This is a genomic window from Rahnella sp. PD4, from assembly GCF_049199325.1.
Taxonomy (GTDB): Bacteria; Pseudomonadota; Gammaproteobacteria; order Enterobacterales; family Enterobacteriaceae; genus Rahnella; species Rahnella perminowiae.
Genome location: NZ_JBLZQF010000004.1, coordinates 133,938 through 148,192, shown reverse-complemented (window position 1 = coordinate 148,192; position 14,255 = coordinate 133,938). Strand labels below are relative to the sequence as shown.

Sequence of the window (14,255 nt, the reverse complement as noted above, 5' to 3'; positions counted from 1 at the left end):
ATCCCTACGTTATTTTATTTTCTCATGAAGCTCAATGAGTTCCGCAATCAGCTCACGGGCCAGCATTGACGTCATCAGATGATCTTGCGCGTGCACCAGTACCAGGCTGACTTTGGTTTTCCCTTCGCCCTGATCGGCCTCAATCAGTTTGGTTTGCACCAGATGCGCTTCATTGAGTGCCATTTTTGACTGTGCCATTACCGCGTGCGCCTGCTCAAAATCTCCTTCTTTGGCCTTTTTGAGCGCTGCGTAAGCCAGGCTGCGCGCCTGTCCGGAGTTAATGATCAACCCCATGACCACTTCTTCGAGATCCTGCATTTCGTTTTCAGTTTCTACAATACTGTCTAAATCCATCATCCTGGTCTCTCCTTGATTGGCCGGATAACAGCGGGAAGATGGCCTCTGCCCGCCCTCCGTTGAGATTAAAATTTCAATGCGGCTGCAATGTCTTCTTCGCTTTCTTCTTCTTCAATGATCGCCTGCGCTTTGTTAGATAAGATCACGAATGGCATATACACCAGCGTGGCGACACCGAGATTGAACAACGCGACCAGCAGCGCAGCGATACTGCCGTTACTGTTAAAGAAGGCGCCCAGCCCGGTCGGCATGGTCCACGGCGCCAGGTTAGTCACCGGGGGAATGATCCCCAGAGAGTAAGCCGCAAGTGTGATAGCTGCGAGAATCGGCTGGACCAGGACAAACGGAATGAACATGACCGGGTTCATGATAATCGGCAGACCAAACAAAATAGGCTCGTTAATCTGGAAAATACCTGACGGCAGCGCCAGCTTCGCCACCTGGCGATGATCGGCACGGCGTGAAGCGATAAAGATGGCGATAATAAGCCCGAGCGTCGCACCGGAACCGCCCAGCATGATGTAGGAATCCAGCATCGGTTTTGCCCAGAAATGGAAGGTTTTCCCGGCATCAATGGCAGCACTCACGGAACCGTACTCGGTGTACAGGGCGATATTTTCCAGGGCCCACGGGGTCATAATACCGTTGTCGAGAGCGGTCAGTGCGAGCGAACCGTGTACACCAAAGAACCACAGCAGGGAGTTGAAAATCACATACGCCCAGCCCACCACGCCGCCCATCGCCGCCAGAGGCTTGGAAATAGAATCCATAATGATCTGGTGGAAGTTATGACCATATAATCCGAGTAACCAGGAAATCATCCCGAAAATAAACAGAATAATAAATCCCGGAATGAGTGCTGAAAAAGATCGGGAAACAGAAGACGGCACACTCGCCGGCAAGGTAATAACCCAGTTCCGGCGAATGACAAAGGTAAACATTTCTGCGACAACCAAACCTATCAGCATACCGGAAATAATATTGGCGCCCCCTAACCAGTTTGCACCTACTGCATAGGCTTCGCCGACATTGTATGGCGTCACGGTCATAAAGGCCGCGACGGCTAATAAACCGGCGGAGAGCGAATCAACTTTACGTTCTTCCGCTAATGCCATGCCGATAAAGAACGGTGCCATCAGCGACATAATACCGAGCGTACCGTTATAAACATTAATACCGATGGTTTTCAGACCGGCCAGTGTATCGATAGTTGACGGGTCTAAACGCACACCTAATGAATAAAAGAAAGAACCGGCCCCGAAATTCAGGAATACATTATTAATTAAAACGAACATGGCACCCGCAAGGGTTAGCGGCATGAGTTTTATAAAACCATTTTTAATGGCATTAATATGCGGCTGTTTACCTATTTTGACGGCAAAAGGAAGGAGTATCTTTTCAAGTGAATCAATGGCTTTGCTCATTGGTATTTTCCTTTAATGCCGCCATCCGGCGGCCAGGGGAAGAAATTCGCTCTTTGACTGGAGTTCTCTTTGACTTAAAAATTTCAATATAAAGACGATCAATTTAAAAATAAGGAAAAATTAAAATTACTGCGCTGCTGCTTTTTTGATCGCAGCAACCGCTGCTTTCAGAACACCTAACCCATCGATTTTGCCGTACAGGCCAGAATCAATCACCTCAACCGGTTTGCCGGGCAAGACATTTTTAATTTCATTCAGCATATAAGCAATTTGCGGCCCAAGCAGAACGACATCTGCCGCCATACCCTTCTCAGCGGCCAGTGTTTCAGGAAATGCTTCGATAATGACCGGGACCTCATATTTCTCGGCCTGAACCTTCATTTTAGAAACCAGCAATGAAGTGGACATTCCGGCGGAGCAAAACAAATAAATGACTTTCTTTTCCATGATGAAACCCTCATATCCCGATAGATTGCAGCTCTGGCAACGGTTTTTCCTTCACCTGTGAGAATGTATTCAGAGCATATAAATGAAAATGATGAATCGTCTCTGCTTGAAAGCATTATACGGCATCGCGCCGGGACGCGATAATTCGGTGCTTACAGAAATCTTCTCTCCTTGACCATCCCCTATGACTCCCTTCACGTTTTGGGGAAATAATTCGCGAGGATAAATAAGACCGAGCCGGGCTGCAACGCAACAGAAAGTTAACATTTCCCCTTACCCAAGCAGGGAACAATATGAGAAACTGATAATGATTGCGCAAACATTACTATTTTGACGCCCGAATTCAGTGGTCAATACTTTGAATAAGAAAACAAATATCCAAAATGGCCTTTCCCGCACGGCCACGCTCGAAGATGTCGCACAGGCCGCCGGCCTCTCCCCGATGACGGTCAGCCGCGCCTTAAACAATCCTAAAGTCGTGCGTCCGGCAACCATTGCCCGCGTGATGGAGGCCGTAAAAAACACCGGTTACATTCCTAATATGCTGGCCGGCGGACTGGCCACCCGTCGCACAAAACTCATCGCCGTCGTGGTGCCGCAAATCAACAATAATATGTTTGTCGATACTGTACAGGCGATCAGCGACCAGCTCGCGGCGCGGGGTTACCACATGCTGTTGTGTATTGTCGGCTATGAGCCGGAAGATGAAACCGATATTGTCGCGACCTTGCTTTCGCGTCGACCGGACGGGATTGTGCTGACCGGCATCCATCACACCTCAGAACTGAAAAGAATCATTCTGAATGCCAATATTCCGGTGGTGGAGATTTGGGATCTGACACCTACGCCGATAGATATGCTGATTGGCTTCTCGCACGAAAAAGTCGGCAAGGCCATCGGTGACTATTTCCTCAGCAAAGGTTTTTCCCGCTTTGGTTTTATCTGCGCCTCGGATCGCCGCGCCATGGTACGTAAAAACGGAGCCATCAGTGTATTACGGACTCTCTCCGGGCACGATATTAAAGAAGTGATCGTCTCACGTCCGGCCAATATGGAAGTCGGGCGTCATGCACTCAGACAACTGCTTGCCACCGGTGAGCCGTTCGACGCCATCATTTGCAGTTCTGATACGCTGGCCCAAGGTGCAATTATGGAAGCCGAAGCACAGGGTTTATGTGTTCCGGATGATTTCTCGGTGATCGGTTTTGCGGATCTGAATTTTGCTGCCCACAACCGCCCGGCGATAACCACAGTCAGCGTTGAAAAGTGGGATTTAGGCATCCGCGCGGCGGATATGCTGGCGGATAAAATTGAAGGCATCGTGGTTGAAGAGCCGATTGTCGATATGGGTTACCGGCTGGTGATTCGGGAATCGGCTTAGGGCCCGCGCACATTTCAGTTTATGTTTTTGACCTTAATACTCCACCCCAACCCTCCCCTTCGCAGGGGAGGGAGCCGTGCTGCGTTATTATCCGAAATTGAAATCAATTCTTATTTGTTAAAAATGTTAGCTAACATTCACAACAGCTAATAACAGGAACTTTCCGTGCGCAATTATATTGATCTAAATTCAGCCAGTGAAGACAGACAATGATCTTTGATAACTGATGCTAATTTAATTTGAGTTTTGGTAAATAGAAAAATTATAACCAGCTGTTTTAAAAGGATTTAAAATCTATTCCATGATTATTTAAAACCACCACATTAGCCACCGCACAGTTCGCATGGAATTTATTCATTTATTTTAGATGTAGCAGTGATATTATAAATTTGTACCCCAAAATAATAATAATTAACCCAAACTTAACATCAGGCATGTGAGAGTCGTAATTCTATGCTCCTTCAAAAAAAAACAACCCGTCGCAAGTTTTTACTTGGGTCGCTGATGGCTCTGCCGGTCGGCACCATAATGATGAAAGGATTGTCGGCGGCACAAGCTGCGGAAATGGCTGCCCCGGATTTACTCGATTATAAACCCATATTTTTCAGTACCGATGAGTGGCAGTTTATTATGGCCGCTGCTGACCGTCTGATCCCTGCTGGTGGCAAAGGTAAAGCACCGGGCGCACTCGAAACCAACGTGCCGATTTTTATCGACCAGCAAATGCACGGTGATTTTGGTGATGAAATTTACATGCAGGGCCCGTTCAATGTGCATGCTCCGGCCACAATGGGGTATCAGATCCCGTTCCGTCCGCAGCAAATCTACAAAACCGGCATTCGCCTGGCGAACGCCTGGTGTCAGCAAAACCACCAGAAAGCCTTCCATGACCTCGCCGCTCAGGACAAAGACAACGTTCTGACGCAGCTGCAGAAAAATGGCATTCAGTTTGCGGATCTTGGTGAAGAGAACCTCGTGGCTTCGCAATTCTTCAGTGAACTGCTTTCAGATACCAAACACGGTTATCTGGCAGACCCGATCTACGGCGGAAACAAAGGGATGAAAGCATGGATAGCCATCGGCTTCCCCGGCGCCCGCGCCAGTTTCACCGAATGGGTTAAGCAGCACAATGTCCCTTATCCGCTGGGACCTGTGAGCCTGCAAGGCGCGCGTGCCTGAGTGCCCGCCCTATTACCGTTTTCTGATGAATGACAGGATTAAAAATGGCAAAAGTAACTAAACCGGAAGTCGACGTTGTTGTTGTCGGCCTCGGCTGGGCTGGCTCACTGATGAGTATTGAGCTGGCAATGGCGGGCCTGACCGTGCGCGCGCTTGAGCGTGGCGGCGATCGTGGCTATGAAGAATTTGCTTACCCGAAACCGGCGGACGAATATGCCTACGCGGTACGCAATAAAGTCATGGCGACCCCGGCAGAAGCCGCCGTCACCGTGCGTTACAACATGCGTGAAACTGCCCTTCCGACCCGTAAATGGGGTGCATTTGCGCCGGGTACCGGCGTTGGTGGTTCCGGTCTGCACTGGACAGCAGTATTGATTCGCCCGACGCCGACTGATTTAAAACTCAAAACCTACGCTGACGAGGCTTACAAACCGGGCATCTTGCAGGAAGATATGCGGATCATGGATTTCCCATTCACATGGGATGAAATTGAGCCGTATTACACTAAGTTTGAACACATCTGCGGCCAGTCCGGCAAAACCGGCAATCTTCGTGGTCAGATTATGGAAGGCGGTGATCCGTTCGAAGGACCCCGCTCCGAGCCATATCCCCTGCCTGCACTGGAAGATACGCTTAACAGCAGTATGTTTGCTGAAGTGACCAAAAAGATGGGCTATCACCCGTTCCCGAATCCGTCAGCCTGTGTCTCCCGCGCCTGGACTAACCCTTACGGCAACCAAATTGCACCCTGTAACTACTGTGGTTATTGCAGTAAATATCCGTGCCTGAACTACTCGAAAGCCTCACCGCAGACGGCGGTCATGGATGCACTTAAACGTATGGATAACTTCTCCTATGAAGTGCATGCCAACGTGCTGAAAGTCGAACTGCATGATGATAAGAAAACCGCGAAAGGCGTGATCTACATGGATGCAGACGGCAACGAGTGTTTCCAGCCCGCCAAAATCGTGGTGCTGAGTAGCTTCCAGTTCTGTAACGTGCGCCTGATGCTGCTGTCCGGCATCGGCAAACCTTACAACCCGATCACTGAAGAAGGTGTGATTGGCCGCAACTATGCATTCCTGAGTAACGGCGGCTCGACGCTGTTCTTCAAAGACAAAAACTTCAATCCGTTTGCTACGGCAGGCGCTACCGGTCAGATGTTTAACGATATCTCTCCGGGCAACTTCGACGGTCCTGCGCTGGGCTTTATCGGCGGCGCGAAAATCCACAGTTCGCAGGCCACCGGCACGCCAATCAGCACCTCGCTGCCAAAAGGCACGCCTGCGTGGGGCACCGGCTGGAAAGAAGGCATGGAAGAATGGTACGGCCATTCAATGAAAATCAGTATTACCACCACCTGCCAGTCTTATCGCGATATTTATCTGGATCTCGATCCGAATTATAAAGATGAATATGGCTATCCGCTGCTGCGCATGACCTTCGACTGGAAACAGAACGAACTCAAATTGCAGCAATATCTGAAAGGTATCGTTGGCAATATCACTAAAGAGCTGAATCCGGACAGCTACAGCGAAAGTTTCCTGCCGATGGACGCGCACTTTGACCTGACAAAATACGTTTCCACGCACAACGTGGGCGGCGCGGTGATGGGCGACAACCCGAAAACTTCTGCGCTGAACAAGTTCCTGCAAAGCTGGGATGTACATAACGTCTTTGTGCCGGGCGGCAATGCCTTCCCGCAAAACTTCCAGGCTAACCCGACCGATACCATTGGTGCGATCACCCTGATGGCGGCGCAGGCCATTAAAGATCAGTACCTGAAAAATCCCGGTCCACTGGTTCAGGCATAAGCGGAGATGAACACGATGAAACTCAAAAGTTTATTTATCGCTAATGCCTTGCTGCTGGGTGCAGGTTTTATGGCGAATGCGCAGGCAGCCACGAATGCACAAGCCGACAACGTCGCGCTCATAAAACAAGGTGAGTATGTGACGCGCCTGGGCGACTGCGGCGCGTGTCATACGGTGGCTGGCAAACCGGCGTTTTCCGGCGGGCTGGCGATCAACTCGAATCTGGGCACCATTTATTCGACCAACATTACGCCGGATAAAGACCACGGCATTGGCGGTTATACCGAAGCCCAGTTTTCTGACGCGGTACGTAAAGGTGTATTGCCGGATGGCACCCGTTTGTATCCGGCGATGCCTTACCCTGATTACGCCAAAATCAGCGATGAGGATATGCACGCGCTCTACGTTTACTTTATGCAGGGCGTAAAACCGAGCGCGGAACAACCGCCGGAAACGGATCTGAGCTTCCCGTTCAGCCAGCGCTGGGGCATGCGCTTCTGGAACTGGGCGTTTGCGTCTGACAAACCATTCCAGCCAATCGGCGGTGCGTCCGCACAGGTTAACCGCGGCGCTTATCTGGTGGAAAGCCTGGGCCACTGCGGCAGTTGCCACACTCCGCGCGGCTTCGGCATGAATGAAAAAGCACTCGACAGCAGCGACTCTGATTTTCTGGCGGGTGGCAGCCTCAATAACTGGGACGTCCCGTCGCTGCGCGGCGTAGCGCACTGGAACGAACAGGAGATCGTCGATTATCTGGGCAAAGGGCGTAACGACAAAGCGGCGGTAGGCGGCGAAATGACGTCTGTGGTGGAAAATAGCACCGCCCATATGACCGATGAAGACCTCAAAGCCATTGCGGCATACATCAAGTTCCTGGGCGGTAATCCACCGGTTCCGGCACAAGATTCGCAGAAAGCCAGCGCGACCGAAGCCAGACTGACGGCAGCGAAAAATCTCACCGAAGGCGAGCGTCTGTATCTGGATAACTGTGGTGCCTGCCACTTTGTGACTGGTAAAGGCGCACCAGGCGTGTTCCCACAGTTGGATCAGGCAACGATTGTGAACGCGAAAGACCCGACAGGACTGATCCACACCATTCTCGCGGGTGCACAGCAACCTTCAACGGCACGTGCACCGTCGACACTGGTCATGCCGGGCTTTGCCCACCGTCTGACTGACGAAGAAGCAGCACAATTGTCGACCTTCATCCGTCAGGGTTGGAGCAACAACGCACCGGCTGTCACAGCAAAAGACGTCAGTGAAGTGAGAAAAACTCTGGCTCACTAAACGTTCTGCTCATCAACAAACGGCTTTCCTCACGGAAGGCCGTTTTTATGTCATCTTCTCAAAGGGACGCCTCGCCGAACACCACGATGCGATTGCGGCCGCTTTGCTTCGCCTGATACATCGCAGCATCAGCTTTCGCCACACAAGCTTCGGCTTTATCATCCTCACTACCCATAAAATAGATGCCGACGCTGACCGTTACCGGCGCGGGGAGAGTGCCGGGAAATTCTGACCTATGATGTTGTGTCACGTTGATACGAAAACGCTCTGCCATCGTACGAACCTCCTCTTCAGAGGCACCGATCACCAGTGCGGAATATTCCTCACCGCCAATGCGTGAAGGAATATCTTGATCACGCAGGGAATGCGAAAGTGACCAGGCAACATATTTAATGACCTCATCGCCCTGAATGTGTCCGTAGGTATCATTGAAGCGTTTGAAATAATCAATGTCAGCCACCATTACCGCCAGCCTTACCCCTGATTGTTTTTTATCTAAATAAGTTTTCATTGCATCGTAATAATACCGGCGATTATAGAGATTAGTCAGCGGATCGCGAATAGAAGACTCATAAGAAATCTGATATTTCATCAATGTTTTCTTGTAAACCATAGAAATATCGTATAGTAAAACAATCACGACAAAGAACGTCGATAACACTTCAAAAAAACGCGCGTAATACCAGACCAGCGAATGAATATAAATGCTGCTGTGTAAAATAGATACGTTGCCTAAATAGGAAATGCAGCTCAATCCGATAGCAAGCCAGAAGGTATTTTTAAGCCGGGTCACAGAAATAATCAGGACGGTGGCCAGTGCCCAGATACCGCCAATAACATACCCCATTTTTCCAGACCAAAGCTGGCTATAATCACGTCCGTCTGCCGTTACAATCTCCATGCCGAACAGCGGATTTTTACTGGAAAGAAAATAGGCAAAAATCACAGCCAGGCAGCTTGCGGCCAGCACAACGCTCAGCACCCGACGATGGCTGATGCACAGAGTATCCCTGCGCTGATACAGGAAAGCAGTGAGCAAAAATACAGCGGCCATCGAGATACTGCGAAAGACCCAGTAAATAGCCAGATCATTGACGGAGCCTTCAAGCACTGCCCCGGTCAGGAAGATCCCCGGATAATAGAGCAGCTTGTAAACCAGATAGAATGCCGACAACGAGTACGCAAAGGATAATACAGCCAGGTAGAGTTTCTTGCGATTCGCCATGTATTGCATCAGCATGAAAAAGGCGATAAGGGTATGCAGCACAAATAAAATGGCGGTAGTGACGGGAAATATTGAGACTACAGCAGGCGTTTCATGAAAAAAATAGCGATGAGACATCACCGTAACAGGAACTAAAACAATCAATATGTATAAGAAAAACACTAACATATTTAACTTACACTTATCTTTAACATCAAATAACGTCATATCACGCATCCCTCTCCGTTGGGAATAAGCCTCTGTCCTGCAAGGCGGCGTGATTTTATCATAAACTGAGTGTCAGCGAGTTTGATTACAGATTATTATTGTGTAATAAACGCTGCTGTTGACCCGCATCATTTTCTGAAAGAAAAAGAATTATTGTCAGTGACCATTAGCGGCCGCCGTTTCATGCAGATGCCGCCACAGCACTTTCCCGTCAGTATCGACTTCAAATACCACTGTCGAATAACGCAACGTCTCCGGCTGACCTGGCAGTTGCTGGCGTTCCTGATACGCAACGACTGCGCCTGCCTCATTTTCAGCAATAACAACGGGTGCTTCAACGTTAATCTCCAAACCGATTTTCGTGCCCCGCTGTTCCCTGAAAAAGGCACATAATGCAGGATAATCCAACCGGTAACCGGTGACGGTTACCATCGAAAATGCCGGACTAAAACGCGCCAGGAGTTCGGTTCCTGCCTGCTGATGTGCAGCGGGATCGGAAAACCAGCACTGGATCAATACATGTGCATCAAACACTTCTTTAACAAAACGATTCATCGCATTTCCTTTTGTTTTTGCTATTAAGACAGTTCAAGGTGACATGATTTAGGGTTTACCAAATTGAAATATAAGCATTTATTTCAAACCACGTCCACATATTGACCATTTCGAGATTTAACGACAAAAAAGCCCCGCATTTAACTGTGCGGGGCTTTTTTGTTTCTGCGATCACATCAGGAAGGTTTGCTGATTATGCGCTTTAAGCATTGTTGATACTGAATAAACCGCCATATTTTTGGCGGTTTTGATGCATGCATTTACTTCACTAACTAAATGTTATTTAGGCATATAAACACAATAATTTTGGTTAAGTCAAAAAAAGTAATATGATGAAAATCTGATCAACCAAAACTGCAAGGATTAGCAGGTGCATCATGTTTACACTCTACGAAGGCCGTGAAATTAAATGGGAACTCAGCCCAGAAGGCTTCGCCTATATCTGCTCACCCGAGCACGCTTTAGAACAATCTAAAACCCACTATGATCTGGATGAGCGAAATTACCGCAGCAAATTCAGCCCCTTTAGTGTTCCTGAGCGCGTTTACTCAGGACAGCCCACATGGCGACGCGCACAGGCCGGGTATGTGGATCCCATTTACGACTTAATAAAAGAGCATCTTCAGTTAGGCTGGCTGATTGGTGTGGATACCACTGAGCAATGGAATTGGGTCGAAAACCCATTTTACGTTGATGAAAATGGTGACCTGATTTGTGACAGAGCCTATCTGTACCACGAATGGTTTATTCGACAGACTATGGATGCTTATGAATTCGCCGTAGCCGAAAGACAAGGTGTAAAAGCCCTTCCAACTCAGAAATACGATTACGGGGGGTGGGGTTCAGCACCTGTTCAACATGCCCAGTCAACTAAGACAATCAATAGTAAAGCTGCCGGGCGGTTATTAGCTGCTGGCGGTGTCTACAATGGAAACATAGAAGGCTATGCCAAAACAGCTCAGCAGCTCGGCGGTGAAGCTCCGGCAGGTTATGATCAGATGCTGAATGAGACAACCGCAGGTTCGGCGATTGCTATTGTCTCTGCGGCAGCGGGATTAGGTCTTGGTCGAATGGGTGCAATTAGCGAGATAAAGCAACTGGAAAATCTTGCGAAAACAAATTCAATTACTTCAGAAACGGGCTTTCTATTAAAATCAGGAACATTGTTGAACGCTGATAAAGCTGTAATTGATCCTAAAAAACTCATTTCATATGCGTTAAATCCAGACCATCCTGTTGGCGGTAACAAAGCTAAGGTTTTCGAGTCAGCTTTAGGCTATAACCAGACGAATGTTGACGACCTAATTACTAAAGTTCAGGCTGGTATTGTCTCCAACCCAGCAAAACTATTAGGCTCAGACAATTTTGGTCAACGTATGGCTGTAGAGATGCCAATTACAGGGATTAATGGGAATACAGCAATTGTACGAACAGGTTGGATGTACGATACCGGTTCCTCCGTTCCCAGAATGACTACTATCTTCGTTAAATAAAGGCCAGATATGGAATTTTCACTTTTTGATGTTGTTATATTAAATGTAGACCTGCCTGATGAGGGGCTAGTTAAAGGAATGACCGGGGCAATTATAGATGTTTATAGTTCGCCATCGATGGCTTATGAAGTTGAATTCTGCGATCAACAAGGCCGAACAATCGCTTCTGTGGCATTGGCTCCAGAACAGTTACAACATAAATCCTGATTCATCGGTTAAGACAAGGCTACCAGAGTACACTGGTAGCCATTTTTTCTTTGGTTTTCTTAGCTCGTCAAAGGCACCACACGCAACGCTACTCAGTCAGTGCCAAGATGAGGGGCATAAACACCGATGATTTTCTGGATCTCTTCGTCGTACTCGTTTAACTCATCAATCACTTGGTGGGCGGTTATTACCGTTTACTCATCGCGTGGGACATTCGCCCCACCCTGCGCAGAAATATATGCGGCGAAATCACCACCATCGGCTGCTGCTCTGGCAGCTTCGACAAGTTCGTCAAACTCGCACTGATGTTTAAAGGCGGGCAATGTAGCGGAGATTTTCGGAGGGATAAACGGACGTGATGCAGTTACACTGTCAAAATTATTTTGACAGTGAGGAGACCCGGAATGCTGAATTTACAGCGGCTGGAGATTTTCATTGCGGTGGTTAGTGCAGGCAGTTTTACCCGCGCAGCAACTTCGCTCGGGCTGACCAAAGCGGTGGTGAGTTTTAACGTTAAGCAACTGGAAATTGCTCATAGCCGGTTGCCGCTGCCAATGCGTTGGCCGGTGATAACCCCCGGCAGAGATAAGATACCGTTCAGGGTTTCTTCGCCCGCAGCCATTGTGGCCGACAGCGCGTCGGCGTTGTTAGCTTTTGCACTCGCAGGCGCAGGGGTCGCCCTGCTGCCGGACTGGCTGGTACAGCCGGAAATCGACGCACAGCGGTTATGCCATTTGCTGCCCGATCACCGTTTCCCACCGCAGGGCATTTTCGCACTCTATCCCAACACCCGCCATGTGCCGGAAAAAGTGCGGCGTTTTATTGATTTCCTCAAAAAACAGATGGCGGAGTCTCCTGCCCAGAGTAAGATTTAGTGCAGTTCACAGAAGGAAGACGCTCACTATGATCCTCGAAACAGCGCGGTTGCTACTCCGGCCAGTAGAGGCTGATGATATCGGTTCTTTTTTTGCTATTTACGGCGATCCGCAAACTAATTTATTTAATCCGCGCGGTCCGCTGAAAGACATGACGGCTGCGCAGGAAAAACTGAGCGGCTGGTTACAGGAATGGTCGGATCATGGCTTCGGGCACTGGGCAATTGCACTGAACCATAAGCCTGACGAGATCATCGGTTTCGGCGGACTGGGTATCCGTGAAGGCTACGAAAATCATCGTGTGTTTCTCGGTTATCGCTTTGCGACAGCAGCCTGGGGAAAAGGGCTGGCGACGGAGTTTGCCACCGCCGTGCTCAACACCGGTTTTGAGAAACTGGGGATACCGCAGATTTCTGCTACCGTGCGTGAAAATCATCTGGCTTCACAGCATGTTCTGGAAAAAATCGGTATGCAAAAAACGGGTTTTGAGGGTGATCCGGTGCATGGCATCGGCAGTTACCTGTACCGGCAGACCAGCCAGTACGTGGTAAATGGCTCAACATTCGACTGAATAAAGGCCCGCATGCCAAGGCTTCCCCGGCCTGAGATCGGAAAATTCCGAGTCTCTGACATTGCGGGCTTTTTTTTTCTTAAAATACCTGTACAACCTTTCACATCTTGTATAACTTTATAGTCACACAGGCAATCATTAATCACACATCTATTAACATAAGGGTTAATCATGCGTCAGAACAGGCACAATGGAACGTCCCCGGACACGTCTCATTCCCTCTATACGCAGGTCTTTTCTGATGAGGAAACCATGGGGCGTGTTGTGGTTGAAATCCTTGAGGCAGGGAAGAACCTCAATCGCAAAGCTTTATGTTCGAAACTTTTAAATCGTGTTGAAGCCGCTGGCAGCGAAGAAGAGGAAAAGCATTATATGAAGCTTATCCGTCTGGTACTTGAGCGAGATTCATGATCCATCCTGATTAAGGTTACAGTGCAACGATTGGCTTCATAGCATTTCAGTTCGACATATTATGCGGGCTTGATTAATTTACAGCCTACCAAATTTTATGCCTGATGGCGTAAAGTACTAACTCTGAACCTGAAGCTAATCTGCCCAAGACCTTTGGCCGGCGTATATTCAGAGGCTGCTAATATGTATAGAAGTAACGAAGAAAGATTAACTGATAAGCTGATAGGTGAGGCTGTAATTTCCTTGCTTAAATCTAAGAGCCCAATATCGACTGACAGACTTATTGCACAATTACAGTTTATGGCTGTGAGTGCTGACAACATCAATCGAAAAAGCGCCTGTGAGCGAATTATTAATGAGATCCGCCATGATCTGGCTGATAAACGTGGGCGAATCACTTACGAAGTGCGGGATGTCGACAATGTGCGACACTTTTTCAATGCTGAAGGGCCGTCCGATGACAAGAAAAGACATTGATTCATCAAAGAGCTATACGCTAAATCACAGCGACCCGATGAAATCAAACCAATCCCAGCCGATGACAGACTCTGGTTTTAATTCAGAAGCTTATAACTATTTTAACAAAGCGGGCGAACTTTTTTTGAGTGAAACCGAAGTTTTGGGTGCCGCTATTCGTGTCATTCTGGCTGAAAAAGGCAAAGTGACAAATAAAGCCATTATATTGCACCTGATCACCCAGCTTGAATGCACTTCCGATGTTGTACAATTGGATATTCTGCGTAGTGCACTGGAAATAGTTGTGGGTATGACGCCTGATGACATCAGCGTCTGAACCCGGCTACTGATATTTAATCGTTTCAC

At 48.5% G+C, this 14,255-nt stretch carries 16 protein-coding genes and 1 pseudogene; 11 read left to right on the top strand and 6 right to left on the bottom strand.

All coding sequences use genetic code 11. The features are described from left to right. Nucleotides 1–9: 9 nt before the first annotated feature. The 3 genes from chbA to ACOZIO_RS12490 all read right to left on the bottom strand — a co-directional run bounded on the left by chbA (nucleotide 10) and on the right by ACOZIO_RS12490 (nucleotide 2,231). Nucleotides 10–357 (bottom strand): PTS N,N'-diacetylchitobiose transporter subunit IIA, encoded by a 348-nt coding sequence (gene chbA / locus ACOZIO_RS12500; protein WP_129953454.1) that lies wholly within the window; start codon nucleotides 355–357, stop codon nucleotides 10–12. A gap of 65 nt (nucleotides 358–422) precedes the next feature. Then, nucleotides 423–1,781, bottom strand: coding sequence for a PTS N,N'-diacetylchitobiose transporter subunit IIC (gene chbC, locus ACOZIO_RS12495; protein ID WP_129953453.1), 1,359 nt, complete (start codon nucleotides 1,779–1,781; stop codon nucleotides 423–425). A 126-nt stretch (nucleotides 1,782–1,907) separates the two neighbouring features. Continuing rightward, a complete protein-coding gene (locus ACOZIO_RS12490; protein WP_255466699.1) occupies nucleotides 1,908–2,231 on the bottom strand; it encodes a PTS sugar transporter subunit IIB in 324 nt (107 codons plus the stop codon). A 355-nt stretch (nucleotides 2,232–2,586) separates the two neighbouring features. On the opposite strand from ACOZIO_RS12490, the gene ACOZIO_RS12485 reads away from it, so the two are divergent. The 4 genes from ACOZIO_RS12485 (at nucleotide 2,587) to ACOZIO_RS12470 (ending at nucleotide 7,889) form a co-directional block, all read left to right on the top strand. Then, nucleotides 2,587–3,609: a LacI family DNA-binding transcriptional regulator gene (locus ACOZIO_RS12485; protein ID WP_421595326.1), complete on the top strand. Its 1,023-nt coding sequence runs from the start codon at nucleotides 2,587–2,589 to the stop codon at nucleotides 3,607–3,609. A gap of 453 nt (nucleotides 3,610–4,062) precedes the next feature. Beyond that, a complete protein-coding gene (locus tag ACOZIO_RS12480; protein ID WP_129953450.1) occupies nucleotides 4,063–4,788 on the top strand; it encodes a gluconate 2-dehydrogenase subunit 3 family protein in 726 nt (241 codons plus the stop codon). Nucleotides 4,789–4,832: 44 nt separating this feature from the next. After that, the gene (locus ACOZIO_RS12475) at nucleotides 4,833–6,602 is read left to right on the top strand and encodes a GMC family oxidoreductase (RefSeq protein WP_129953449.1); all 1,770 of its coding nucleotides are present in this window, start codon (nucleotides 4,833–4,835) and stop codon (nucleotides 6,600–6,602) included. A gap of 15 nt (nucleotides 6,603–6,617) precedes the next feature. After that, a complete protein-coding gene (locus tag ACOZIO_RS12470; protein WP_421595325.1) occupies nucleotides 6,618–7,889 on the top strand; it encodes a c-type cytochrome in 1,272 nt (423 codons plus the stop codon). A 58-nt stretch (nucleotides 7,890–7,947) separates the two neighbouring features. On the opposite strand, the gene ACOZIO_RS12465 is transcribed toward ACOZIO_RS12470, so the two are convergent. Continuing rightward, nucleotides 7,948–9,231 carry a sensor domain-containing diguanylate cyclase gene (locus tag ACOZIO_RS12465; protein ID WP_165385169.1) on the bottom strand — a complete coding sequence of 428 codons (1,284 nt, stop codon included), beginning with the start codon at nucleotides 9,229–9,231 and terminating at the stop codon, nucleotides 7,948–7,950. Between the two features lie 246 nt (nucleotides 9,232–9,477). Next, nucleotides 9,478–9,876, bottom strand: coding sequence for a DUF4440 domain-containing protein (locus ACOZIO_RS12460; RefSeq protein ID WP_129953446.1), 399 nt, complete (start codon nucleotides 9,874–9,876; stop codon nucleotides 9,478–9,480). Between the two features lie 377 nt (nucleotides 9,877–10,253). On the opposite strand from ACOZIO_RS12460, the gene ACOZIO_RS12455 reads away from it, so the two are divergent. After that, nucleotides 10,254–11,369, top strand: a complete 1,116-nt coding sequence (locus tag ACOZIO_RS12455) for a DUF6883 domain-containing protein (protein WP_129953445.1) — start codon at nucleotides 10,254–10,256, stop codon at nucleotides 11,367–11,369. Between the two features lie 9 nt (nucleotides 11,370–11,378). Further along, nucleotides 11,379–11,576 (top strand): DUF4926 domain-containing protein, encoded by a 198-nt coding sequence (locus tag ACOZIO_RS12450; protein WP_129953444.1) that lies wholly within the window; start codon nucleotides 11,379–11,381, stop codon nucleotides 11,574–11,576. Nucleotides 11,577–11,677: 101 nt separating this feature from the next. On the opposite strand, the pseudogene ACOZIO_RS12445 reads toward ACOZIO_RS12450, so the two are convergent. After that, nucleotides 11,678–11,875, bottom strand: a pseudogene (locus ACOZIO_RS12445) (hypothetical protein); the annotation flags it as partial. 105 nt (nucleotides 11,876–11,980) lie between these two features. Here ACOZIO_RS12445 and ACOZIO_RS12440 point away from each other — a divergent pair. The 5 genes from ACOZIO_RS12440 to ACOZIO_RS12420 all read left to right on the top strand — a co-directional run bounded on the left by ACOZIO_RS12440 (nucleotide 11,981) and on the right by ACOZIO_RS12420 (nucleotide 14,226). After that, nucleotides 11,981–12,451, top strand: coding sequence for a LysR family transcriptional regulator (locus ACOZIO_RS12440; protein ID WP_217157383.1), 471 nt, complete (start codon nucleotides 11,981–11,983; stop codon nucleotides 12,449–12,451). A gap of 28 nt (nucleotides 12,452–12,479) precedes the next feature. Next, nucleotides 12,480–13,022: a GNAT family N-acetyltransferase gene (locus ACOZIO_RS12435; RefSeq protein WP_217138751.1), complete on the top strand. Its 543-nt coding sequence runs from the start codon at nucleotides 12,480–12,482 to the stop codon at nucleotides 13,020–13,022. 171 nt (nucleotides 13,023–13,193) lie between these two features. Then, nucleotides 13,194–13,433 (top strand): regulatory protein YcgZ, encoded by a 240-nt coding sequence (gene ycgZ, locus ACOZIO_RS12430; protein WP_129953441.1) that lies wholly within the window; start codon nucleotides 13,194–13,196, stop codon nucleotides 13,431–13,433. 183 nt (nucleotides 13,434–13,616) lie between these two features. After that, on the top strand, nucleotides 13,617–13,910 hold the full coding sequence (locus ACOZIO_RS12425; protein WP_129953440.1) for a hypothetical protein: 294 nt from the start codon (nucleotides 13,617–13,619) through the stop codon (nucleotides 13,908–13,910). Then, a complete protein-coding gene (locus ACOZIO_RS12420; RefSeq protein ID WP_370278323.1) occupies nucleotides 13,891–14,226 on the top strand; it encodes a biofilm/acid-resistance regulator YmgB/AriR in 336 nt (111 codons plus the stop codon). Before ACOZIO_RS12425 ends, ACOZIO_RS12420 begins: the two co-directional genes overlap by 20 nt. Nucleotides 14,227–14,255 lie beyond the last annotated feature (29 nt).